Raw genomic sequence first — 22,381 nt, 5'->3', positions numbered from 1 at the left:
TGACCTTCTGCTATCCAGTGGCGATGAGCTGACATCGCGGCTGCGAGCCTCCGTCAGGAGCTTTCGCCGAGCCGGAGAGCAGGGCGAGGAAACCGATGCAGGCCGCGAGCGCCAGAGCGGCGGCGACAGGCAGGACCGCTCGCGAACGGCGCCGGGGCGGCAGCATGAATGCGGGCGGCGCCATTTCGGGAGGCAAGCGGCGTGCGACGGCGCGCAGCCGCGACAGCGTTGCCACACGCTCGGCCAGCCGTGGGTCACAGGCGATCGCCGCCGCAACCTCGGCCGCTTCCTCCGCAGAAAGCTCGTCGTCGACATAGGCATTCAGCCTATCGAGGGAAACTCCGCCGTCCCCGGCCGATTCCTCACCGTGCATGACGGCGGCGCCTCGACTGGAGGGGGCGCAGATTCTCGCGCTCGATGACGGCCAGCAATGCCTGCCTCGCCCGGCTCAACCGGCTCATGATCGTCCCTTGCGGCACCCCGAGAATAGACGCGACCTCGCCATAGCTGAAGCCCGCCAGATCGACCAGTTCGACGATCTCGCGGTGGTCGGGCGGTATCCGCTTCAAGGCCTGCCGAACGGTGATTTCGGCGATAAGGCTGTCATCATAGCGATGGTCGAAGCCAGGGCCCTCCTCCAGCGCTCCGCTTTCGGGCACATCAGGGATGTGGCGCGCGCGGCGATAATTGTCGATCCAGGCATTGCGGACGATCTTGAACAACCAGGCGCGAACGGCTTCAGGGCGAGGCTGAGCACCCGAGCTCCCGAGTGCCTTGAGAGCGCAGGACTGCACCAGATCCGCGGCAGCGTCGGGATTGTCGGTCAGGCGGAGCGCATAGGAAAAAAGGCTCTTCCAGTTGCTGCGCAACGCTTCTTCGATCATCGCTCGCAGGGTGACACCTCCCGAACCTGATGCCGTGTCGCTCCCGCTGGCAGTGACGCCGCCGGGAGCCTCGATGCAGACCTACGAGATGCCCAGCAGCCGGATCAGACCGACGCTGACCGCGGCAAGCGCGAGCAGAGAGAGCGAAACCGCAGCTGTTACGCTGCGGCCGGCCCTGGCAACCGCGCGGATGTCGACGCCTAGGCCCAATGCGGCCATCGAGATGATGGTGAGGATGGTCGCAGTTTGAGCGATAGGGCCAAGTGCGGCCTGCGGGATACCGCCGTGCGAACGGAGCGCCGCCATCGCCAGGAAGGCGATGATGAACCAAGGGACGAGCTTGTGCACGGGCACGCCGCGACGGGGCTGGTTCTCTGCGGTGAGGTTATTCGCCTTGGCCTGCGCTCGGCTGCTCAGAATTGAAAGGACGACGACGACCGGTCCAAGCATCAGCACGCGCACGAGCTTGACGAGCGTGCCGATCTGGACGCTTGCGGCCGCTACCGGCGCCGTTGCCGCGAGAACCTGCGGGACGGCGTAGACGGTGAGGCCAGCCAGCACCCCGTATTGGATGTCCGACAGATGCAGCAGCGGCACCAGCAGCGGCAGGCCCAGCACCACCAGGACGCCCAGCACAGCTGTGAATGCAATGGACGATGCAACGTCGTGACCGCTTGCGCCGATCACGGGCGCCACCGCCGCGATGGCCGAGTTGCCGCAGATCGAATTGCCGCAGGCGACCAGGACCGCCATGCGCTTGGGCAGGCCGAGCATGCGTCCGATCAGAAAGCTGACGGCAAGCGCGACGGCGACGACTGCGGCGATGCCGACGATCAGGCTCGGGCCGGCTGCGATGATGGCCTCGGCATTGAGCGACGCGCCGAGGAGCACGATCGCGATTTCCAGAACCGTCTTTGACGAGAACGCGATTCCCGGCAGCCAGAACTTCGACGGGGTCCAAAGGGTCCTCACCGTGGTTCCGAGCAGGATGGCCAGCACGAGAGCTTCCAGCCACGCACGCCCCGTAAAATGCGCTTCCAGCACTTCAAGGCCGTAGGCCGCAGCACTGATGAGCACGCAAAGCCCGAAGCCAGGCAGAAGTTGCCCGGCTCGCAGCATCGGCGAACGGAAGGGTCCGGAAACGTCATTCATGGATGGGGGCGCCAAGGATTAGAAAAACTCTTTCTCTGTGGCACCATCTTTTAGAAAAACGATCCAAGCAAACGCATTCAATCGAACGTTATGATCTACATCGCCGAACATTTGCGCTGGCCCCCGCTGCGGTGAGCGACCCCGAACGACCATCCGTCTGCCGCGATGACACAGGTCGCACCGAGGCCCTGGCAATCACATGAAGCCTGGGTTTCGCGGCAGATACTGCGTCCAGCCGCCATAGCCGGGCGACGCTATCAGCAGCATGGGAAAGCTGATACGCATGCCTTGTTTCACTGCAAGGCTTAAGACGCTGTCGCAGGTACCTGGCAGAAAAGCGGAAATCTTCTCGACAGAGCTATCTGCCGCCAATCGCAACGCCGTCGAGAAGGCATCGCGAAGAATGCCAGACCTCGTGACGGCGAGCGGCCCGATATGCCCGCTGGCGCTGATATAGGCGTAGCCGACGCATTCGCTGCCGGCGTGGAGCAAGACACCCCCGACCGCCGCGTCATTGAGCAGGTGGCGATGATGCTTTTCCCGCGAGATGCCGATGGCGCTTGAATCGATCGCGGCGAGCTTCTCCATGGTAGCAGCGCTGTCGTCGATCGCCGCGGCTCGCAATCGCGGCTCCGGCAACGCCTGCGCCACCCGATCGCGCGCGGCGTTGAACAAGTAGACCGGCATCCTGGGAAAGAGCCCGTGCCGCATATACAGGCCCTGCGAGACGCGATTGAAGGTGAAGGTAATCAACGCCTTGTGAGCCGCCCCTGATTTCCGGGCATGCTCCATGGTTCGTTCCAACAGCTCGTTTCCGATGCCCTCGCCCTGTCGGGCCGGATCGACGAAGAGCTGGGCCAGGAACCAGACATCCCCACAAACCCAGCTCCAGGCAAAGCCCAGCATCGCGCGGCTATCCTCAGCGACCCACAGGCCATCGGGGTCGTCTTCGAGCGAAAACAGCTGAAAGCTCGGGGGGCTGGCCGACGCCATGGGGCCGAAGCCATGACGAATAGTGAGTTCGTTGATGCTGGCCACCACCAGAGCATCGGCAGCTGCCAGATCGTTCGCTCGAGCTGGCCTATAAACAAGCGACATCGTGTCACTCCGGCACAGATTTCCAAGATTGAGAGCGAGCAACCATATCGACCATAGCAGTCTTCACGATTGCGGTCTCGCGCACCGCGAAACCCGCCTGCCGCATCCCGGATCGCGAGATCGGCGCGGCAAACCGCATAAGTGGTGCCCGGCGCCGCCCGGCTGCCTCATCGCGCGGGCCGAATTCAGTTGAATGCAGGGTCATTTGCGACCATGCTTGCTGCAGGTCTTGCGAATCGCAGCCCGTGCACGGCAGCCGCAGCAAGGCAATGATGGCACCACCGCCACGATGGCACGCGTGATGCATCATATCGTCAGGGCGCTAGGCCGCCGCCTGCAGCAGAGATGTCGGCCGCCCGAACGCTTGACTGCCCCGACGGCGCAGCGCCGTTGTCGCAGCAGCCGTTCAGGCACTGGACAGGAACTTGCACGACTATCATCTGTTGGATGTTGAGGGCCGTCGTCGAGGAGACCACCAATCGGTGGATGGCTGCCATGATCGAGAGAGACAGCGAGGTATTCCGCTTATTCTCCGAGGATTACCGGAGCTACTCACAGGAGGAGATGAGCCTGCAGGAATACCTGCTGGCATGTCGCGAAGATAAGTCGATGTACGCGTCCGCGGCCGAGCGGATGGTCGATGCGATCGGCGCACCGAAACTTCTCGATACCAGCAAGGATGAGCGGCTTGGTCGGATTTTCGCCAATCGGACCATCAAGATCTATCCTTCCTTCGCCGATTTCTACGGCATGGAGGATACGATCGAGCGGATCGCGGGTTATTTCCGCTATGCTTCGCAAGGGCTGGAGGAGCGCAAGCAGATCCTCTACCTGCTCGGGCCCGTCGGCGGCGGGAAGTCCTCGCTGGCAGAGCGGCTGAAGAAGCTCATGGAGGAGCGGCCGTTCTACACGCTCAAGGTGGGCGGCAAGATCAGCCCTGTTTTCGAATCGCCGCTGGGCCTGTTCCATCCGGAGCGCATGGGCGGCCTCTTCGAGGACAAATACGGCATCGCGCGGCGCAGGCTGAACGGCCTCATTTCGCCCTGGGCAGCGAAGCGACTGGACGAATTATCCGGCGACATCTCCAAGTTCAGCGTGGTCAGGCTGATGCCGTCGCGGCTGCGCCAGATCGGCATCGCCAAGACCGAGCCGGGGGACGAGAACAACCAGGATGTCTCGACACTGGTCGGCAAGGTGGATATCCGCCAGCTCGAAAATTTCAGCCAGTCGGACCCGGACGCCTATTCCTATAGCGGCGGGCTGAACCGTACGACGCAGGGCCTGCTCGAATTCGTCGAGATGTTCAAGGCACCGATCAAGGTTTTGCATCCCCTGCTCACCGCGACCCAGGAGGGCAGCTACAACGGCACCGAGAACTTCGGCGCATTCCCCTATCAGGGCATCGTGCTGGCTCACTCCAACGAGTCCGAATGGCTGCAGTTCAAGAGCAACAAGAACAACGAGGCCTTCCTCGACCGCATTATGGTGGTCAAGGTACCCTATTGCCTGCGCGTCACCGAAGAGCGGGAGATCTACGAGAAGCTGCTGCGCGAAAGCGAGCTTGCCGACAGCCCCTGCGCACCCGAAGTGCTCGATATTCTCAGCCGCTTCTCGGTCTCGACACGGCTGACCGAATTCGAGAATTCGCCCCTCTATACCAAGATGCGCGTCTATGACGGCGAGAACCTCAAGGAGCTGGAGCCGAAGGCGAAGGCGATCCAGGAATACCGCGACGCCGCCGGAGTCGACGAAGGCATGACCGGCGTGAGCACGCGCTTCGCCTTCAAGATCCTTTCGCAGACATTCAACTACGACACGCAGGAGCTCGCTGCCGATCCCGTGCACCTGATGTACATCCTGGAGGGAGCCATCAAGCGCGAGCAGTTCCCCAAGGAAACGGAAGCGGCCTATCTCGACTTCATCAAGTCGGAACTCGCGACGCGCTACGCCGAATTCATCGGCCACGAGATCCAGAAGGCCTATCTCGAATCCTACGGGGAGTACGGGCAGAACCTGTTCGACCGCTACATCGCCTATGCCGATGCATGGGTGGAAGATCAGGATTACAAGGACCCCGATACCGGCCAGATCCTCAACCGGCAGGTTCTGGACAATGAACTGTCCCAGATCGAGAAGCCGGCCGGCATCGCCAATCCCAAGGATTTCCGTAACGAGGTCGTGAAGTTCACGCTGCGTGCGCGGGCCCGCAACAACGGCCGCAACCCGTCATGGACCAGCTACGAAAAGCTGCGCGAAGTCATCGAGAAGCGGATGTTCGGACAGGTCGAGGACCTGCTGCCCGTCATCAGTTTCGGCTCGAAGCAGGACAGCGTGACTGAGAAGCGGCACCTGGGTTTCGTCGAGCGCATGGTGGAGCGGGGCTATACCGAGCGCCAGGTCCGGCGCCTCGTGGATTGGTACATGCGCGTGAACAAGGCGGGTTAACGTCGGCCCGAGCGGTCCCATGCCCATCTTCATCGACCGTCGATTGAACCCGAAGGACAAAAGCCTTGGCAATCGCCAGCGCTTCCTGCGCCGCGTGCGCACGGAGCTGAAGCGAAACATCCAGGAACAGATCCGAGCCGGGAAGATCGCCGACGCGGATGGTGAGCATGTCGTCTCGGTGCCGGCGAACGAGACGAGCGAGCCGAACTTCCGCGTTGCGAAGGATAGCGGACATCGCCAGTACGTCCTGCCTGGCAACAAGCATTTCTCCGCGGGCGACCGGATGCCGAAGCCGGGCCAAGGCGGCGGAGCCGGATCGGCACCGGGCTCGCAGTCATCCGAGGATGATTTTCGTTTCGTTCTGTCGCGCGAGGAGGTGCTCGACCTGTTCTTCGAGGATCTCGAGCTTCCCGACATGGTCAAGCTCAATCTCCAGGAAATTCTCGCCTTCAAGCCGCGACGGGCCGGCTTTTCGGTGAGCGGGTCGCCGACCAACATCAGCGTCGCGCGCACCATGCGGAACAGTCACGGCCGCCGGATTGCGCTCCGGCGACCCAAACGCGAGGAGCTCGAGGCGATCCTGCGCGAGCTGGCCAGCCTCGATTCCGGCCGGACCGATCCCGAGACCCGCCAGCGTATCGCCGCCTTGCGCGAGGAACTCGACCGGCTGGAACGCCGTCGTCGCGTTATCGCCTTCGTCGACCCGGTCGATATCCGCTTCAACCGTTTTGACCCGCAGCCCCTTCCGAACGCGAAGGCGGTGATGTTCTGCCTCATGGACGTCTCCGGCTCCATGGGCGAACGCGAAAAGGACCTCGCCAAGCGCTTCTTCGTCCTGCTGCATCTGTTCCTGAAGCGCCGCTACGACCGCACCGACATCGTCTTCATCCGCCATACCCATGAGGCCAAGGAGGTGGATGAGGAGACCTTCTTCTACAGCACGCAGAGCGGCGGCACCGTCGTCTCGACTGCGCTGGAGGAGATGCAGCGCATCATCACGCAGCGCTATCCCAGCCGGGAATGGAACATCTAAGCCGCCCAGGCGTCGGACGGCGACAACCTCGCGACGGATTCCGATCGCTGCCTCAGCCTGATGGACGGCGAGATCATGCGCCTGTGTCAGTATTTCGCCTATGTCGAGATCATCGACGAGCGCGAGAGCGAGATATTCGGCTCCACGGACAACGGGACATCGCTCTGGCGTGCTTATCGGACGGTCAGGGACAGATGGCCGAACTTCGACATGAGCCGCATCGCCAAGGCGGCCGACATCTACCCGGTCTTTCGCCAGCTCTTCACGAAGCAACCGGCACTGCAGCGCGACTGAAAGGAGCGCCGATGCCCAGGTACGCGCACAGATCCGACTTGCTGTTTTCCGGCTCCGACTGGAACTTCCAGACCCTCTCGCATGCTTACGACGTCATCGAGGCCGTCGCGAAGGAAGAACTCCATCTCGATATCTATCCGGTTCAGATGGAAGTCATTTCTTCCGAGCAGATGCTCGATGCCTACTCTTCCATCGGCATGCCGCTGATGTATCGCCACTGGTCCTTCGGCAAGCATTTCCTCCATCACGAACTGCTCTATCGCAAGGGCGGGCGCGGCCTCGCCTATGAGCTGGTGATCAACTCCAATCCCTGCATCGTCTATCTGATGGAAGAGAACACCATGGCCTTGCAGGCCCTGGTGACCGCTCACGCGGCATTGGGCCACAACCACTTTTTCAAGAACAACTATCTGTTCCAGCAATGGACGGATGCCAGCGCCATCCTGGGCTATCTCGATTTCGCCAAGGGCTTCATCGCCCGCTGCGAGGAAAGACACGGCGTCGCGGCGGTGGAAGCGATTCTGGATGCTGCGCACGCGCTGATGGACCAGGGCGTGTTTCGCTATCGCCGCCCTCCCAAGCTCTCATCCGACAAGCAGCGCGAAGGACTGCGCGAGCGGCTGGAGTACGAAGAGCGCTCCTATAACGATCTCTGGCGCACCGTCCCGCGCCCGGCCGATGGCAGCAAGGCCGACGAGGCGGAAGCCAGCGTCGCCGAGCGGAAGAAGGCGCTCAATCTCCCGGAAGAGAACCTCCTCTATTTCCTCGAAAAGAACAGCCTGATCCTCGAGCCCTGGCAGCGCGAGATCCTCAGAATCGTCCGCGTCATCGCGCAGTACTTCTACCCCCAGCGGCAGACGCAGGTGATGAACGAAGGCTGCGCGACCTTCGTGCACTATACGGTCATGAATGCGTTGTTCGACCAGGGCCGGATCAGCGAAGGCGCCATGCTGGAAATCCTGCGGAACCACTCGAATGTCATCTTCCAGCCTGCCTTCGACGATCCCCGCTTTTCCGGCATCAATCCTTATGCGCTCGGCCTGGACATGATGCAGGACATCCAACGCATCGCCACCGAGCCCACTGCTGAGGATCGTGACTGGTTTCCCGAAATCGCGGGCAAAGGCGATTGGCGCGCAATCCTGCTCGACGCCTGGGCCAATCACCGCGACGAATCCTTCATGCGCCAGTATCTGAGTCCGGCTCTGATCCGAAAATGGCGGATGTTCGTGCTGTCTGACGCGGCCGATGAGCGCTTCTACACCGTAGCGTCGATCCATAACGAACGCGGCTACGAACGGATACGCGCCGCTCTCGCCCAGAAATACGACATCGGAACGAGCTATTCGGATATCCAGGTCGTGGATGTGGATCTGCTCGGCCAGAGGCATCTGCGCCTGCAACACCGAGTCAATGGCGGCATTCTGCTGGAAAGCGCGAGCTGCGATGCGACGCTGCGCCGTATCCACCAGCTCTGGGGCTATGACGTCGTTCTGGAGGGCGTGGATGCGCAGACGGGAGCCAGGATCTACGAACGGTCCAGCCGTCAGCTAGCGTAACGCCTCCGAGAGGACCGGCCCCTGAACTGCGTTTTTCAGGCGCGCCGGCGCCGGATGGCCGGCAATTCGCGGCCACCTTTCACCTGAACCTCGAAAACGGACATTAACCGGGCACCCGGTTCGGCGGAATGGGCTGCAGAGCGGCGCCTGGTGTCTTGATCCCGCGAAACGGAGAGAAGCCCAGCCAACCTATCGCAGGCGTCCGTCATTGCTGTCCCCGCGCCCGATCACCAACGGTCATCGTAGTCGCGGCGATAGCCATATGCCGGCGCCCAGGGCGGCGGACCGCCATATCGGCGTCCGTAGCCGTATCCGCCACCATAGCCGTGACGGCGTTCATAGTAGCGCTGGCGCCCCATATTCTCCTGAATGATCATCAGGCGCTCGCGCTTGGCTTCGCTCATCGTGAATTCGGCCGCCTGCTTGTCGAGGCGCCGAGCAACGTCTCTGGGCAGTGCCTCGCCGGCATGCACCGACGTCAACGAAGCGGCAATACCGAAGCCAACAAATGCTGTGATTGCTAACCGACGCATGGGAATCTCCCTTTTTGCTCCAGCCAAGTAGAGCAGTCGGTTGTGGAACGCGGCCTGAACGGGATTGTTCGCGTACGTTCATCTTCCAAGCAGCCACTCCGGCTCGGCGTTCCCTCAGAAAAGGACGGCTGGCGGCAGCACGCGCTTAGGGAAGCGAAAACGCCGAATGAAGCGCGCATGAAGGCGCACGCTGGAAGGAGGTCTCGGGCGGCGGTTCCTCTTCGCGTGGGCGATCAAGGAGCAGCCATACACCGGCCGATCGAATGCCAAACGGTGGGCCGCGGTTCGGCGTCTATCGGGAACCGGGCAGCAGGAACGGCTCGCCCTTCACCGACACGAAAACGGTCTGTCCAATCTGCGGCCGGTCCATGCTCGAAACCTGCGCAGTGAAACGGATGCCCCCTCCGCCGTGGTTCGTCCGCAGCGTCACAGTGCATTGTGCGCCCCGGAATGCGACGTTCTCGATGAAGGCTTCGTGACCTGGACCGACTGGCGACAGCAGGAACTGCTCCGGCCGGAGCATGATCGTGCCTGCCCCGCGGCGGCCGCCGGTCTCGGCTTCGAACTCGCCCAGCCCGCAGGAGACACTCCCCTCCGCGATTTCGGCCTCGAACAGGACGGCATTACCAAGGAACAGGGCTGTTTCGACATCCGCCGGCCGCCAGTAAAGCTCGGCTGGTCGTCCCGTTTGCACCAACCGGCCCTCCCGCATCACCGCGAGTTGATCGGCAAAGGACAGCGCCTCGCCCTGATCGTGGGTGACAAGGATTGTGGTGATGCCAGCCTTGGCCAGCACGCGCGCAACAGCTTGCCGAACACTCTCGCGCAGCCCGGTATCGAGCGCCGAGAACGGCTCGTCGAGCAGCATCAGCGCCGGCTTCCGGGCCAGTGCGCGGGCAAGCGCAACGCGCTGCTGCTGCCCTCCCGAGAGTTCGTGCGGCCGGCGCTCCAGCATCGCTGGATCAAGCTCGACCAGCTCCATCAGCTCGCGCAAGCGGGCCGCCCGGTCAGGCTCGTTTCGCGGGATGCCGAAGCCCACATTGCCGGCCACGTCGAGATGCGGGAACAAGGCCCCGTCCTGGGCGACATAACCGATCCGGCGCCGATGCGCGGGGGCGATCGCCGGCCCGTCGGCCAGCACCTGCCCGTCGAGCACCACCGTTCCCGCATCGGGCGCTTCGAAGCCGGCGATGACGCGCAGCAGCGTCGTCTTTCCCGACCCGGAAGGGCCGACGATGGCGACGCGGCGGCCCGCCTCGACGGCAAGGGATACGCGATCCAGCGCCGCGATGGCGCCATAGCGCTTCGAGACATCCGAGATGACGAGCTGGGTCATGCGCCGAGGGATTTGCGTGCCTGAGCGTGCAGCAGCGCGGTCATCGGCAACGAGAGAAGGATCATCAGCACGGCATAGGGCGCAGCATTCGCATAGTCGAGCTCGCTGGTGAGCGCCCAGAACTCGGTCGCCAGCGTCCGGGTGCCGTTGGGAGCAAGCAGCAATGTCGCGGTCAGCTCGGTCGCCACGCCCATCGCGACCAGCGCCATCGCAGCGGCGACGCCGGGCGCCGCGAGCGGCAGCGTCACCGTCAGAAGCGCGTGGGCCGGGTTGCGGCCGAGCGCCGCCGCGGCGCGCTCCAGTTCGACCGGAACCTGCGCGATGCCTGCACGCAGCCCGACCAACGCGCGCGGCAGGAACATCAGGACATAAGCGAAGACCACGGTCGCGACGGTCTGGTAGAGCGGCAAGGCGATGCGCACGGTCACGGTGACGAGGGCCAGCGCTACCACGACGCCCGGCAGCGCGCCCAGATAACTGTGGCAGCTCTCCAGGAAGCGGGTGACCCGGCCGGGCGCGCGCACCGACAGCCAAGCCATCGGCAGCGCTGCCGCCGCCGCGACGCAGGCGCCGGCAGCGGCATAGCCCAGCGTCTCGGCAAGGGATGCGGCCAGCGCGTTCTGCCGCCAGACATCCTCGCCCGCGGCCATGAGCCAGCGCGTGAGTGTCAGGATGGGCACGCCGAGACTGAGGGCGGCGAAGGCAAGCGGCAGCGCCAGGGCCGGCAGCCGCCAGCGCCCCAGCCGCTGGCGCGGCGCCGGGCGCGGGGCGCCGGAGCCGAGCCGGGCGTAGCGTGCGCCGCCGCGCAGCAGCCATTCGAGCCCGATGAGGCCGCAGCAGCTCAGCACCAGCACGCCCGCGAGCATGTTCGCCGCCGGGCCGTTATAGCTCGACTGGAACTGGTCGATGATCGCGGTGGTGAAGGTGTCGAAGCGGATCATGGCGTAGAGCCCGTATTCCGCGAGCAGATGCAGCCCGACCAGCAGGCTGCCGCCACAGATCGCCAGCCGCAGCTGCGGCAGAACCACCCGCAGGAGCACGCGCGGCGGAGACTGCCCGAGCGAGGCCGCGACATGCTCGAGTTCAGGGTCGAGCCGGCGAATCTGCGCGGCCACGGGCAGATAAAGGAATGGTAGATAGGCGAGGACCGAAACCAGCACCGCCGCCGCAAGCCCGTGGAAGCGCGGCAGGAGGCTGACCCAGGCGTAGGACTGGACGAAGGCTGGCACTGCGAGCGGTGCGACCGCGAGCCAGGAAAGGAATTTCGCGCCGGGCATGTCGCTGCGCTCGGTGAGCCAGGCCAGCGCCACCGCCAGCAGGATCGCGGGCGGCAGCGTGCACAGTTCCAGCAGCAGCGTGTTGACGAGCAGTTCGCCGACGCGCGGCCGCCAGATCAGCGAGAAGGCCGTCTGCCAGCCGGTTTCGATCGCAATCCAGACGATGAATCCCAACGGCAGCAGGGCGCAGACGGAGACGCCCCCGGCGAGCAGCAGCATTGCCCGGCCAGCGAGATTGCGTTGCCGTCTGAGCGGCAAAACCGGCAGAGCCGGCGTATCGACGGACAGAGAAACGGTCATGGGACAATGCGCGTGCGAGGGCATCTCGCACGCGCATTCGATCGACGCAACCGGGTCAGAGCAGGCCGGCGGCGGTCATCAACTCGGTGACCTTCTTGCTGTCGAGCTGCGAGGGCTCGACCTTCGGTGCGTCGAGCTTGGCGATCGGCTCCAGCTTCGGGTTCGAAGCCTCGCCATTGCCGATGGCGTATTCGAAGGAATCGCCCTCGCGCAGCACGGCCTGGCCGTGCTTGCCGGTCATCCACTTCACGAAGGCCTCCGCCTCCTTCTTGTGCTTGCTGGATTCGAGCACGCCCGCGCCCGAAGTGCTCAGGAAGGCGCCGGGGTCCTGGCCGCGGAAATAGTGCAGCCCGACATTGCCACTGTTTTCGCCCGTCTTCGCCTGATCGCCGAAGTAATAATAATGGTAGATCAGCGCGCCCTCGACCTCGCCGGCATTGACCGCCTTCATGGCGACGCTGTTGCCGCGGTAGGCGCTGGAGTTGTCCTTCATCGCCTTGAGCCAGTCGCCCGTGGCCTTCTCGCCCTTGAGAACGAGGAGCGCGCCGACGATCGCCTGGAAGTCGGCGCCCGACGGCGAGGCGGCCCAGCGGCCCTTCCACTTGGCGTCGGCGAGGTCCAGCATCGACTTCGGCAGGTCGGCTTCCTTCAGCTTGCGCTTGTCGTAGACGAAGACGGTGCTGCGCGCGGCAACGCCCGTCCAGCGCCCGCTCGCCGGACGAAACTGCGCCGGAACCTGATCGAGAACGTCCTTGGGCAGCGTCTCGAACAACCCGGCCTTCTCGACCAGCACCATGGCCGGGGAATTCTCGGTGACGAAGACGTCCGCTGGAGAGGACGCGCCCTCCTGGACGATCTGGTTCGCGAGTTCGGTATCCGACCCCTTGCGGATCGTCACCTTGATGCCGGTCTCCTTGGTGAAGCCGTCGGCCCAGGCCTGCGTCAGGCTGGCATGCTGGGCGTTGTAGACCGTGATTCCGTCCTGAGCCCGAACCGCGTTCGCCGCGGCGAGGGTGACGGCGAGAACGCCGATACGGAGAGCAAGGGACGAGTACGACGCCATGGTGACCTTCTCCTGCCAACGCAGTTCGTGAACTGGGCCGGCGTTAGATTCCCAAGCGTCAAAGCTGTCAATTATTATTGTCTAGTTTATAATCTTTCGAAACAATACGAATCCGCCGACAGGCACTACTTTCGGGGTTCGTTTCACCGCCCTCCCCGGCAAGATCTTCGACGAGCCGGCTATGTCTCGCGGGATGCCTCGACCCCGGCACGCTCAGCGTCGCGATTGTCGCGGACAAGCTGTTCGGCCGCGCCGGACCGCCGACGACGCCCGCTCACACCGTCCGCGTTACCTTGGCCAAATGGGGCGGCCGATCGGGATCGAGGCCGCGGCTTTTCGCCAGCGTTGCGACCGCACCGTAAAACGCGCGAACCTGTGCCAAGGGTAGCAACGGAGCGGGCAGCGCAGGCGGCAGCGGCAGGGGCAGGCTCTTGTCGCCCCTCTCCTCGCTCGCACCGGCATAGCGCAGGTCCGCGCCGAGCTGCGCCAGGGCAGATGCGGCGGCGGCGACGCTCGCGCTACCTTCGTCGCCGGGGTCCAGAGCCAGCGCCGGGAAGCCCGGCTCGACCAGAGCCAGCGGGCCGTGCCGCACCTCGGCGGCGCTGAAGGCCTCCGCGTGGATCCGGCAAGTCTCCTTGAACTTGAGCGCGATCTCCTGCGCGATGCCGAAGCTCAGGCCTCGCCCGATCACATAGAGGCTACGCGCCTCGCGCCAGGTCGAGAGAGCCGGTCCCCAGTCGCAGTGCCCGGCAGCGCCGAGCGCTTCGGGCGCCTGCGCCAGCGCGGCGGACAGGGCATCGTCCCGTGTCCATTCAGCCGTGAGATGCAGGAAGGCGAGACAGGTGGCGAGAAAGCTCTTGGTCGCTGCGACGCTGTGCTCCGGCCCGGCCCGCAACGGCACGAGCACGTCCACCATCCCGGCGAGCGGCGAGGCCTCGTCATTGACGAAGCCGACCACGAGCGCGTCGGCGCGTTTTGCGGCTTCGGTCAGGCGCAGGGCGTCGGGGCTGCGGCCCGACTGCGACACGGCGATGAACAAGGCTCGGGAGAGGTCGAGCTCGCCGCCATAGACCGAAGCGAGGCTGGGTCCGAGCGAGGCGACCGGCAGACCGAGAGCCAGCTCGATCAGATATTTGCCGTAGGTTGCGGCATGGTCCGACGAGCCGCGCGCGCAGGTCGTGACGAAGGCCGGCCGCTTGATGCGCAGGCGCTCGGCCAGATCGACCATGATGGCCGCGTTCTCCGCCCGTTGGCGGAGCGCGACCGCTGCGGACTCGGCCGCTTCCAGGGTAAGCAGTGCTTCAACCATGACGGCGCAAAGGTGTTTCGAGCAGTTGGTCGGCGAGGTGACCCACCTGCCGCGGGTCGAGCCTGCTGCCTGCCCCCCCGACACTCTGCACCGAAAGCGTGCCGCTGACGATGCCCTCGGCGAGCGCACGCGCGGGCGAGCTTCCCGCAAGCCAGGCTGCAAGGAAGCCGGCATTGAAGGCGTCGCCGGCGCCGGTGGTATCGAGCACCTCACGGCAAGGCGCAGCGGGCAGGATGATCTGCTCGCCGCCGTGGTAGAGCCGGGCACCGGCGCCGCCATCCTTGATCGCCACCAAGGCGAAGTGCTCGGCGAGGCGCTGCCCCGCGAGGTCGAGATCGTCGCAGCCGGCGATCACGCAGGCTTCGGCGGCGTTGGGCAGGAAGATATCGATGCCGCTGCATCGCGCGATGAGATCGGGCCAGCGGATGAGCGCGTCGTCCCAGCTCGGATCGAGCGAGACCGTGAGGTTGTGCCGGCGGGCTTCGCTCGTCAGATCGGGAATCTCGGCCAGCGTCGCGAATTCGGCGATGTGGAGATGGCAGGCACGGGTATCGGCGAGTGCTGCCTCCAGTGTCGCCGGGCGTGCCGGGCCGGCACGGCGCGAGAGAAAGGCGCGCTCGCCATCCTTGATCATCGCGACGGTGAGCTGCGGACCGGCATCGGCCGCACATTCGAGAAAGGCGAGATCGACGCCGCTGTCTTCCAGTGCGGGCCGCAGCGCCTGCGAGATCGGGTCCTCGCCGAGGCGCGCGAGCAGGCCGGCCGCCCGGCCGAGCCCGATCAGATGCGCAGCGGTAATGAAGCCGCCGCCACCGGGCACGACGGCGACCTCGTCGGCGAAACGCTCCTCGCCAAGCCGCGGCATGGCCGCCAATCCCCGGAAAACGAGATCGCAATAGAGCCGGCCAATGCTCAGCACCAGACCGTCCGACTGTGGTCGATCGGCCATCACAGGGCCTGCTCGCTTTTGGCGTCGAACAGACGCAGCGCCGATGCCGGTGCGCCGAGCCTGACTGCGGCGCCGATGGCAGGCGGCCGCTTGGCCGGCGCCGAGGCAAGCAGGAGGCCGCCCTCGGCCTCGACATGCACGAAGGTCTCTGGCCCGAGCGGCTCGACCACTGCGACCGGCCCGCAGAGAACGAGGTCAGCGCCCTCGCCCGGCTCCAGCACGCGCAACTCCTGCGGGCGGACGCCGACCAGCAGGTCGGCCGGAAGCGGGCCGGACCAGGAGAGCGGGGCCTCGCCGAGCTGGAGGATGCTCCGACCGGCTTCGGAGGTCGCTTTCGCCGGCACGATGTTCATCGTCGGCGAGCCGATGAAACGGGCCGTGAAGACATCCGCCGGCTTCTCGTAAAGTTCCATCGGCGCACCGACCTGCAGGATGCGCCCGTCGCGCATCACCACGATCCGGTCGGCCAGCGTCATCGCCTCGACCTGGTCGTGGGTGACGAAGACGATGGTGGTGCCAAGCCGCTGATGCAGCCGCTTGATCTCGAGCCGCATCTGCCCGCGCAGCTGTGCGTCGAGATTGGAGAGCGGCTCGTCGAACAGGAAGACGGCCGGATCGCGCACCATGGCGCGCCCGATCGCGACGCGCTGACGCTGGCCGCCGGACAGGGCCGAAGGCCGGCGTTCCAGCAACGCGGTCAGGCCGAGCACTTCGCCGACCTCCTCGACGCGCTTGCGCTTCTGCGCCTTGTCGAGCCCGGAGGTGTAGAGGCCGAAGGCAATGTTCTCGGCCACGCTCATATGCGGGTAGATCGCATAGTTCTGGAACACCATGGCGATGTTCCGCTGCTTGGGCTCCAGCTGGTTGACGACGCGCCCCCCGATCGCGATGGAACCGCCGTCGATCTCTTCGAGACCGGCGATCATGCGCAGCGTCGTCGACTTGCCGCAGCCGGAGGGGCCGACGAAGACGACGAACTCGCCATCGCGGATGTCGAGGTCGATGCCGTGCACGACCTGCGTCGGGCCATAGCGCTTGACCAGCTTCTCGATCGCAATCCCGGCCATCAGACGGCTCCTGCCAAGGCGGCGAATGCGCCGTTCAATTCCTGCCGCGCGGCCTCCTCGCGCTGCGCCATCGCGGTGGCGGCGTCCTCGGCTGCAGCAAGCCCGGTGCGATAGCCGGCCAGCGCTGCGCCCAAGGCCTTCGGGCCCGGCCCGCCGAAACGCTCGCGCAGGGCGACGAAGTTCTCCGGCGAGACGGCGAGCGCGAAATCCTCGCGGCTCAGCGCAGGCTCGCGACCGGCGGCATGGCGGAAGGCATTCGCAAAGGCCTCGTAGCCATCCCGCTGCAGGTCGCCATCCTTCGCGACCACGGCGCGCGCGACCGCCGAGGCGATCTCGTGCGCGACGCGGAACGGCACCCCCTCACGGCGCACCAGCGTGTCGGCAAGCTCGGTGATCGTGATGCAGGACCGGCGGATCGTCTCGGCGACACGGCGGCTGTCGACCGTAAGCGTCGGCAGCAGCGCGGCGAGCAGATCAAGCACGCGCTCACCCGTCTCGAAGGCCTGATAGCCCGCTTCCTGGGTCTCGCCCTCGCTGTCGTTCATGTCGGTGAAGGGCGTGTTGTGGACGATGTCGCGGGCCATGCGGGCGCGGCTCATCGTCTGCGAGGAGAGGTGGCGCAGATGCTCGATCGGCACCGGATTGCGCTTCTGCGGCATGATCGAGGAGATCTGCACGAAGGCATTGGGAACATAGATCTGCCCGACCTCGAAGGCGGTCCAGAACTGCAGGTCCTGGATCACGCGACCGAGATGCAGAAAGACGAGTTCGACCGCGCTGAAGACGCTGGTCACGTAATCGACCGCGGCAATGCAGCCATAGGAGTTCTGCAGCGGCGCCTTGAAGCCGAGCAGATGCGCGACACGGTGACGATCGAGCGGGAAGCCGGATGTGGTGATCGCTGCGGCACCCATCGGGCAGCGATCGAGGAGTTCGCGCGCCTGCATCAGCCGCTGATGGTCGCGCAGCATCACCTCGATGGCGGCGGCGAGATAGTGTCCCAGCGTCGAGGGCTGGGCCGGCTGACCGTGGGTATAGGCGACGATCAGCGTCGCCTTTTCGCGCTCGGCCAGCGTCAGCGCAGCGGCAATGACGGCGCGCAGACGTTGGCTTAGCCGGTCGAGCCGTGGCTTCAGCGCCAGCTTGAACAAGGTGTGGTCAATGTCGTTGCGGGACCGGCCGGTGTGCAGCCGGCCGTCATCCTCCGGTTTCAGGCGCTTGCGCAGCTCGGCCTCGACCAGGAAGAAATAATCCTCGACCTCGCCGGTGTAGCTGAGAGTCGCGGGATCGATTTCCTGCTCGATCGCAATGAGGGCTCGGGCGATCTCCGCAGCCGCCTCACAGGGGAGAATGCCTGTCTCGGCCAGCATGAGGAGATGTGCGCGGTCGATGGCGCGGAAGCCCTCGACGTGATGGGTCCTCGCCCCGTCGAAGAGCGGGCGCAGCACCGTCTCCTTGTAGACCGGGTCGGGAAAAACGGAGTTGTCGCGCAGGCGTGGGTCGGTGTTGTCTTTCATCGGACCTTATCCCTTCAACCCGGCGAGCACGACACCGCGGACGATGTAGCGCTGCAGCACCAGGAAGACGGTGAGCGTCGGCAGGGTCGCAAGCGCCGCCCCCGTCATGATCAGCTCCCACTGCACCTGCGCCTCGACGGCGAAGCTCGTGAGGCCGACAGGGAGCGTGTAGAGTTCCTTGCTGGTCGTCACGATCAGCGGCCAGATGAAGGCCGTCCAGTTGCTCAGGAAGGTGAAGATCGCGAGCGCCGAGAGTGCCGGCGTCACCAGCGGCATGGCGATACGCCAGAAGATTGCGAACTCGTTGAGGCCGTCGACGCGCGCTGCCTCGAGGAAGTCGTTGGGCACCGTCTCGAAGAACTGCTTCATCAGGAAGGTGCCGAAGGCGGTCATCATCCCCGGGAACATGATGCCCCAGTAGCTGTCGAGCCAGCCGAAGTTCTTGGCCATGACGTACCAGGGGATGACCAGCATCTCCGTCGGAATCATCAGGGTCGAGAGGATGGCGATGAAGACGAGATAGCGACCGCGGAACCGGAACTTCGCCAGCGTGTAGCCGACAAGGCTGTCGAAGAAGACGTTGGAGAGCGTCACGACGGCCGCGATGCCGAAGGAATTCGCGAACCAGCGCAGGAAACGGCCGTCAGAGAGAACCGTGACGTAGTTCTCGAGCGTCGGATGGGCCGGGAAGAAGGCGAGATCGTAGATCTCGGAGGAATCCTTCAGCGAGGTCGCGAACATGAAGGCAAGCGGCGTCACCATGATGAGGCCCCCGCCGAAGAGCAGCAGCCAGACGAGGATGCGACCCGGCGTGGCGCGGCCGGCAGGAGACGAGGCGATGGCGCTCATCAGCGATCCCTCAGCAGGCGGAGCTGCAGCAGCGAGACGCAGAGCAGGACGAGGAAGAGCACGACGGTCTGGGCGGCGGCATAGCCCATGTCGAACGAGGAAAATGCAGTCTGGTAGATCATCAGCACGAGCGGCTTGGTGGCGTTCAGGGGACCGCCGGGATCGCTGCTCGTCTGGCTCGTCATGTTGTAGACCTGATCGAAGATCCGCAGGAATCCGATCGAGGAGAAGACGACGAGGAAGATGATCGTCGGCTTGAGCAGCGGCAGGGTGATCCGCCTGAGGATGGCGAAATCGGGAAGCCCGTCGATGCGCGCCGCCTCGTAATATGTGGTCGGGATCGCGCGCAGGCCGGCGAGGAAGATCACGACCTGGAAGCCCAGCCCCGCCCAGATCGCCGGAGCGAGCACGGCAGGCAGCGCCTGCGTCGTGGAGCGCAGGAACGGCTGCTGTGCGATGCCGAGCCCGGCGAGCAAATTGTTGAACAGGCCGATCGGCACCGGCTGGTAGAACCAGCGCCAGACCCAGGCCATCGCCGCCGCCGTAGTGAGGAAGGGCAGGAAGTAGAGCGCCCGGATGAAGCCGTGCATGAAGCGGACCCGGTCGAGGTGATAGGCGATCACGAAGGACAGGATCAGGCTCAGCGGCGTGCCGATGACGAGGTAGAGGAAGGTGTTCGCGAACACTTTCCAGAACACGGGATCGGTCAGCAGGCGCTCGAAATTGGCGAGGCCGACGAAGGTCGGCGGCGTCATCAGGTTCCACTTCGTGGTCGAGATCACGAAGGCCTCGAGCGTCGGATAGAAGCGGACCAGCCCGTAGAACAGGATCGGCACGGCCAGGAAGGTCCAGGCCCAGGCGACCTGCTTCTGCCGCAGGCTGAGGCCTTGCCAAAGGCGCCCGCCGGAGCGGGCGACGCCGGTGTCGATCGTCATATGCGTCCTGTCCCGATGGGCTGCTCAGACCGCCGCGGTCACTTCTTGTAGAAGCGGTCGAGGATCGCCTGCTCGGCCTTGGCGGCCTCGGCAAGCGCCGCCTTGGGCTCCTGGTCCTGGAGCAGAACGCGGTTGGCCATGTCGAGGATCACCTGGCGCTGCGGCATCTCGTCGACGAACACCGTCGCCTGCGAATAGTTCAGCGCCTTCAGGAACGGCCCGTAAACGGGATGGGCGAGGTTCTTCTCGGTCTCGGCGGCTGACTTGCGCGCCGGCAGCTCGCCGACCGTCTCCAGCCAGAGCTGCATCGATTCAGGCGTGGTCACGAAGGCCATGAACTTCTTGGCAGCCTCGAGCTTCTCGCCGGTCGGCTTCGTGGTGATGGCGTTGACCCAATAGCTGGCGAAGTTCGACTTCGTCCCGTCCGGGCCGGCCGGCAGCTCTGCGACGCCCCATTCGAAGTTCTTGATGCCCCCGAATGCGCCGAGGCGGAACGAGCCGTCGATCGTCATCGCCGCACGGCCGGCGCGGAAGGCAGCCTGCCCTTCGTCCATGAAGCCGGCGAGCCCGACCTTGTGGACGCGCTGGAGATCGGCATACCAAGCCAGCGACTTGGCGCCGGCCTCGCTGTCATAGGTGACGGTCTTGTTGTCGTCGGAATAGGGTTTGCCGCCCATCTGGCGCAGCAGCACCTCGCGCCACCAGTGATAGTCCTGGCCGGGGATGTCGAGCGTCACGCCGGCTTGCAGCATGTTGCCGGCGCCGTCGCGCTTGGTGGTCTTCTTGGCGACGTCGAGGAATTCGTCGAGCGTCTTCGGCGGCTTGGCCGGATCGAGACCCGCCTCCTGGAAAATCTTCTTGTTGTAGAACAGCGCCAGCGAGCGCACCGCCGTTGGCAGGCCGTAATACTCGCCATCGCGCTTCATCGCCGAGACGATCGGATAGAATTCCTTCTCGATCATCTCCGGCGGGAAGGCGTCGCGCGGCAGCGGCCGGATGACCTTGCCGGCGATGAAGTTGTCGACCCAACCGTAGAAGAGCTGGACCACGTCCGGCCCCTGGCCGGCGGGCGCCGCCGCGACGATCTTGGTCTGGTAGTCGGCATAGGGGAAGGTCGTGTGCTTGACCTTGATGTTCGGATTGGCGGCCTCGAAGCGCTTGATCAGCTCGTTCATCGCCTTGACGCGAGCGTCGAACACATACTGCCAATATTCGATCTCGACCGCCTGGGCGCGGGCGCCGGCGATGGCGCCGACCGACATCAACATGCCCAGGAACAATCCGCGAAAGCCGCGCATGGCCTCTCCCCTCTGGTTACGACGCCCGGTTGCTCCGCTCTCCGGCGGCTGGGCTGTCTGGCGCCATGCTTTTCCCGGCACCGGATCGCTGTCAACCTATTAATTCACTTGAATTGAATTAATAGCCGTCGCAGCTTGGCCAGACGAAGAAGCTTGGTTCCCGATGCCTCACCGCAAGCCTTCCCCAGCGCATAGTGCCGCCCTCGGCGCCAACCCCGAGCGGGCGCGCCACCACAACCGCCGCGTTGTGCTCGAGACCTTGCGACAGCATGGCCGGCTCGGCCGCTCGGACATCGCCCACTTGACCCGGCTGACCGCCCAGACCGTCTCGAACATCGTCGCCGAGTTGCTGGACGAGGGATATCTGATCGAGCTGGGCCGCCGGCGCACGGCGCGGGGCCAGCCGCCGGTCGAGTTCGCGATCAATGCCGATGGTGGCCTGACCGCCGGCATGGAAATCGCCGCGGACCACATCACCACGGTGCTGGTCGACCTGTCCGGGGACGTCAGGGCGCAGCGCGTCGCCCCCCTCCCCGACCTCGCGGTGGAGGCGGTGCAGGCACTTGCTGCGGCGGAGCTGGCGCGGGCGCGGGCGACGCCAGGGCTGCCGGAGCGACTGCTCGGCTGCGGGGTCGTGATGCCCGGCCCCTTCGATTTCGAGGGCACGCTCACCGTCGGCTCGACGGCGCTGCCGGGTTGGACCGGTCATGATGTCACGGCGCTGATGAGCGCGGCGCTCGGCACCCCGGTCACCATCGAAAACGACGCTACCGCTGCCGCCGTCGGAGAACATCTCTACGGGATCGGCCGCAATCTGCGGCATTTCTGCCTGGTCTATTTCGGCCTCGGTCTCGGCCTTGGGTTGATGTTCGACGGCGAGCCCTATCGCGGCGCCTTCGGCAATGCCGGCGAGATCGGCCATATTCCGGTGGTGCCGCATGGCGAGGCCTGCATCTGCGGCCGCCAGGGCTGCCTGGAACGCTATGTTTCGCCGGCGGCGCTGCGGGACGCTTTGCGCCGCGCCGGCATCGACCAGATCGATGCCGACGGAATCGCGCGCCTCCATGCCGAGGGGCATCCCGTCGTGACGGGCTGGATCGCGCAGGCGGGGTCGTTGCTCGCTCCAGTGCTGGGGTTGCTGGAGAATCTGTTCGATCCGGAGACCATTGTGCTTGGCGGCGCGATGCCGGACAGCATCATCGATGCACTGATCGCGGCAGCCGGGCCGTTGCCGCTCTCGGTGGCGAGGCGTGGCGATCGCTCTGTCCCGCGTGTCCAGCGCGGCGCCACCGGCCAATTCACCGCAGCGCTCGGCGCGGCAGCGCTGCCGCTCCTTGACGCGACGGCGCCGCGGCTGGTGCGCAACCCGACAAATGCCGACGAAGGCGAGCCAGCGGCGGCCGACGGCGCTTCGCCATCCTGAGCGCGGACATGCCGACGAGCACACGCACCCAGAGCAGCCAAGCTCGGCAGCCAGATGCGC

At 65.2% G+C, this 22,381-nt stretch carries 18 protein-coding genes and 1 pseudogene; 4 read left to right on the top strand and 15 right to left on the bottom strand.

Annotated features, from left to right (window positions below; all coding sequences use genetic code 11):
• Window positions 1-10: 10 nt before the first annotated feature.
• From AC1DEZ_RS11400 to AC1DEZ_RS11385, 4 genes are all read right to left on the bottom strand, one after another.
• A complete protein-coding gene (locus AC1DEZ_RS11400) occupies window positions 11-373 on the bottom strand; it encodes a zf-HC2 domain-containing protein (protein WP_476779698.1) in 363 nt (120 codons plus the stop codon).
• Window positions 363-884 carry an RNA polymerase sigma factor gene (locus AC1DEZ_RS11395; RefSeq protein WP_441511441.1) on the bottom strand — a complete coding sequence of 174 codons (522 nt, stop codon included), beginning with the start codon at window positions 882-884 and terminating at the stop codon, window positions 363-365. The genes AC1DEZ_RS11400 and AC1DEZ_RS11395 overlap by 11 nt, the downstream gene beginning before the upstream one ends.
• Before the next feature lie 81 nt (window positions 885-965).
• The gene (locus AC1DEZ_RS11390; RefSeq protein WP_441511536.1) at window positions 966-2,003 is read right to left on the bottom strand and encodes a YeiH family protein; all 1,038 of its coding nucleotides are present in this window, start codon (window positions 2,001-2,003) and stop codon (window positions 966-968) included.
• Between the two features lie 228 nt (window positions 2,004-2,231).
• Window positions 2,232-3,134 carry a GNAT family N-acetyltransferase gene (locus AC1DEZ_RS11385; protein ID WP_441511440.1) on the bottom strand — a complete coding sequence of 301 codons (903 nt, stop codon included), beginning with the start codon at window positions 3,132-3,134 and terminating at the stop codon, window positions 2,232-2,234.
• 495 nt (window positions 3,135-3,629) lie between these two features.
• Between AC1DEZ_RS11385 and AC1DEZ_RS11380 the strand changes: the two genes are divergently transcribed.
• From AC1DEZ_RS11380 to AC1DEZ_RS11370, 3 genes and pseudogenes are all read left to right on the top strand, one after another.
• On the top strand, window positions 3,630-5,579 hold the full coding sequence (locus AC1DEZ_RS11380) for a PrkA family serine protein kinase (RefSeq protein WP_441511439.1): 1,950 nt from the start codon (window positions 3,630-3,632) through the stop codon (window positions 5,577-5,579).
• Between the two features lie 19 nt (window positions 5,580-5,598).
• Window positions 5,599-6,906: pseudogene (locus AC1DEZ_RS11375) on the top strand (YeaH/YhbH family protein).
• An 11-nt stretch (window positions 6,907-6,917) separates the two neighbouring features.
• Window positions 6,918-8,465, top strand: coding sequence for a SpoVR family protein (locus tag AC1DEZ_RS11370; RefSeq protein ID WP_476779712.1), 1,548 nt, complete (start codon window positions 6,918-6,920; stop codon window positions 8,463-8,465).
• 227 nt (window positions 8,466-8,692) lie between these two features.
• On the opposite strand, the gene AC1DEZ_RS11365 is transcribed toward AC1DEZ_RS11370, so the two are convergent.
• The 11 genes from AC1DEZ_RS11365 to AC1DEZ_RS11315 all read right to left on the bottom strand — a co-directional run bounded on the left by AC1DEZ_RS11365 (window position 8,693) and on the right by AC1DEZ_RS11315 (window position 20,898).
• Entirely contained in the window at window positions 8,693-8,998 is a 306-nt protein-coding gene (locus tag AC1DEZ_RS11365) for a hypothetical protein (RefSeq protein ID WP_441511436.1), read from the bottom strand.
• A 292-nt stretch (window positions 8,999-9,290) separates the two neighbouring features.
• The gene (locus tag AC1DEZ_RS11360; RefSeq protein WP_441511435.1) at window positions 9,291-10,334 is read right to left on the bottom strand and encodes an ABC transporter ATP-binding protein; all 1,044 of its coding nucleotides are present in this window, start codon (window positions 10,332-10,334) and stop codon (window positions 9,291-9,293) included.
• Window positions 10,331-11,911 (bottom strand): ABC transporter permease, encoded by a 1,581-nt coding sequence (locus AC1DEZ_RS11355; protein WP_441511434.1) that lies wholly within the window; start codon window positions 11,909-11,911, stop codon window positions 10,331-10,333. The genes AC1DEZ_RS11360 and AC1DEZ_RS11355 overlap by 4 nt, the downstream gene beginning before the upstream one ends.
• A 55-nt stretch (window positions 11,912-11,966) precedes the next feature.
• The gene (locus tag AC1DEZ_RS11350; RefSeq protein WP_441511433.1) at window positions 11,967-12,974 is read right to left on the bottom strand and encodes an iron ABC transporter substrate-binding protein; all 1,008 of its coding nucleotides are present in this window, start codon (window positions 12,972-12,974) and stop codon (window positions 11,967-11,969) included.
• A 274-nt stretch (window positions 12,975-13,248) separates the two neighbouring features.
• Window positions 13,249-14,202: an SIS domain-containing protein gene (locus AC1DEZ_RS11345; RefSeq protein WP_476779697.1), complete on the bottom strand. Its 954-nt coding sequence runs from the start codon at window positions 14,200-14,202 to the stop codon at window positions 13,249-13,251.
• A gap of 73 nt (window positions 14,203-14,275) precedes the next feature.
• Window positions 14,276-15,232 (bottom strand): carbohydrate kinase family protein, encoded by a 957-nt coding sequence (locus tag AC1DEZ_RS11340; RefSeq protein WP_441511431.1) that lies wholly within the window; start codon window positions 15,230-15,232, stop codon window positions 14,276-14,278.
• Complete coding sequence (locus AC1DEZ_RS11335; RefSeq protein ID WP_441511430.1) at window positions 15,232-16,299, bottom strand: ABC transporter ATP-binding protein; 1,068 nt, start codon at window positions 16,297-16,299, stop codon at window positions 15,232-15,234. The genes AC1DEZ_RS11340 and AC1DEZ_RS11335 overlap by 1 nt, the downstream gene beginning before the upstream one ends.
• Window positions 16,299-17,816, bottom strand: a complete 1,518-nt coding sequence (argH, locus tag AC1DEZ_RS11330) for an argininosuccinate lyase (protein ID WP_441511429.1) — start codon at window positions 17,814-17,816, stop codon at window positions 16,299-16,301. Before argH ends, AC1DEZ_RS11335 begins: the two co-directional genes overlap by 1 nt.
• Window positions 17,817-17,822: 6 nt before the next feature.
• Window positions 17,823-18,665, bottom strand: a complete 843-nt coding sequence (locus AC1DEZ_RS11325; protein ID WP_441511428.1) for a carbohydrate ABC transporter permease — start codon at window positions 18,663-18,665, stop codon at window positions 17,823-17,825.
• A complete protein-coding gene (locus AC1DEZ_RS11320) occupies window positions 18,665-19,600 on the bottom strand; it encodes a carbohydrate ABC transporter permease (RefSeq protein WP_441511427.1) in 936 nt (311 codons plus the stop codon). Before AC1DEZ_RS11320 ends, AC1DEZ_RS11325 begins: the two co-directional genes overlap by 1 nt.
• A gap of 38 nt (window positions 19,601-19,638) precedes the next feature.
• Window positions 19,639-20,898 (bottom strand): extracellular solute-binding protein, encoded by a 1,260-nt coding sequence (locus AC1DEZ_RS11315; protein WP_441511426.1) that lies wholly within the window; start codon window positions 20,896-20,898, stop codon window positions 19,639-19,641.
• Between the two features lie 163 nt (window positions 20,899-21,061).
• On the opposite strand from AC1DEZ_RS11315, the gene AC1DEZ_RS11310 reads away from it, so the two are divergent.
• Window positions 21,062-22,321, top strand: a complete 1,260-nt coding sequence (locus tag AC1DEZ_RS11310; RefSeq protein ID WP_441511425.1) for an ROK family transcriptional regulator — start codon at window positions 21,062-21,064, stop codon at window positions 22,319-22,321.
• The last annotated feature ends 60 nt before the right edge of the window (window positions 22,322-22,381 follow it).

It is taken from the genome of Allobosea sp. 10L422, assembly GCF_056395345.1.
This window is presented reverse-complemented; position numbering and strand designations above follow the sequence as displayed.

Excerpts from the sequence above, each read along its gene's own strand:
- AC1DEZ_RS11395 (WP_441511441.1), bottom strand. The coding sequence starts at position 884 with ATGATCGAAGAAGCGTTGCGCAGCAACTGGAAGAGCCTTTTTTCCTAT.
- AC1DEZ_RS11380 (WP_441511439.1), top strand. The coding sequence starts at position 3,630 with ATGATCGAGAGAGACAGCGAGGTATTCCGCTTATTCTCCGAGGATTAC.
- AC1DEZ_RS11315 (WP_441511426.1), bottom strand. The coding sequence starts at position 20,898 with ATGCGCGGCTTTCGCGGATTGTTCCTGGGCATGTTGATGTCGGTCGGC.
- AC1DEZ_RS11400 (WP_476779698.1), bottom strand. The coding sequence starts at position 373 with ATGCACGGTGAGGAATCGGCCGGGGACGGCGGAGTTTCCCTCGATAGG.
- AC1DEZ_RS11370 (WP_476779712.1), top strand. The coding sequence starts at position 6,918 with ATGCCCAGGTACGCGCACAGATCCGACTTGCTGTTTTCCGGCTCCGAC.
- AC1DEZ_RS11325 (WP_441511428.1), bottom strand. The coding sequence starts at position 18,665 with ATGAGCGCCATCGCCTCGTCTCCTGCCGGCCGCGCCACGCCGGGTCGC.
- AC1DEZ_RS11365 (WP_441511436.1), bottom strand. The coding sequence starts at position 8,998 with ATGCGTCGGTTAGCAATCACAGCATTTGTTGGCTTCGGTATTGCCGCT.
- AC1DEZ_RS11335 (WP_441511430.1), bottom strand. The coding sequence starts at position 16,299 with ATGGCCGGGATTGCGATCGAGAAGCTGGTCAAGCGCTATGGCCCGACG.
- AC1DEZ_RS11355 (WP_441511434.1), bottom strand. The coding sequence starts at position 11,911 with ATGACCGTTTCTCTGTCCGTCGATACGCCGGCTCTGCCGGTTTTGCCG.
- AC1DEZ_RS11320 (WP_441511427.1), bottom strand. The coding sequence starts at position 19,600 with ATGACGATCGACACCGGCGTCGCCCGCTCCGGCGGGCGCCTTTGGCAA.
- AC1DEZ_RS11390 (WP_441511536.1), bottom strand. The coding sequence starts at position 2,003 with ATGCTGCGAGCCGGGCAACTTCTGCCTGGCTTCGGGCTTTGCGTGCTC.
- AC1DEZ_RS11310 (WP_441511425.1), top strand. The coding sequence starts at position 21,062 with ATGCCTCACCGCAAGCCTTCCCCAGCGCATAGTGCCGCCCTCGGCGCC.
- AC1DEZ_RS11360 (WP_441511435.1), bottom strand. The coding sequence starts at position 10,334 with ATGACCCAGCTCGTCATCTCGGATGTCTCGAAGCGCTATGGCGCCATC.
- argH (WP_441511429.1), bottom strand. The coding sequence starts at position 17,816 with ATGAAAGACAACACCGACCCACGCCTGCGCGACAACTCCGTTTTTCCC.
- AC1DEZ_RS11340 (WP_441511431.1), bottom strand. The coding sequence starts at position 15,232 with ATGGCCGATCGACCACAGTCGGACGGTCTGGTGCTGAGCATTGGCCGG.
- AC1DEZ_RS11350 (WP_441511433.1), bottom strand. The coding sequence starts at position 12,974 with ATGGCGTCGTACTCGTCCCTTGCTCTCCGTATCGGCGTTCTCGCCGTC.
- AC1DEZ_RS11345 (WP_476779697.1), bottom strand. The coding sequence starts at position 14,202 with ATGGTCGATCTGGCCGAGCGCCTGCGCATCAAGCGGCCGGCCTTCGTC.
- AC1DEZ_RS11385 (WP_441511440.1), bottom strand. The coding sequence starts at position 3,134 with ATGTCGCTTGTTTATAGGCCAGCTCGAGCGAACGATCTGGCAGCTGCC.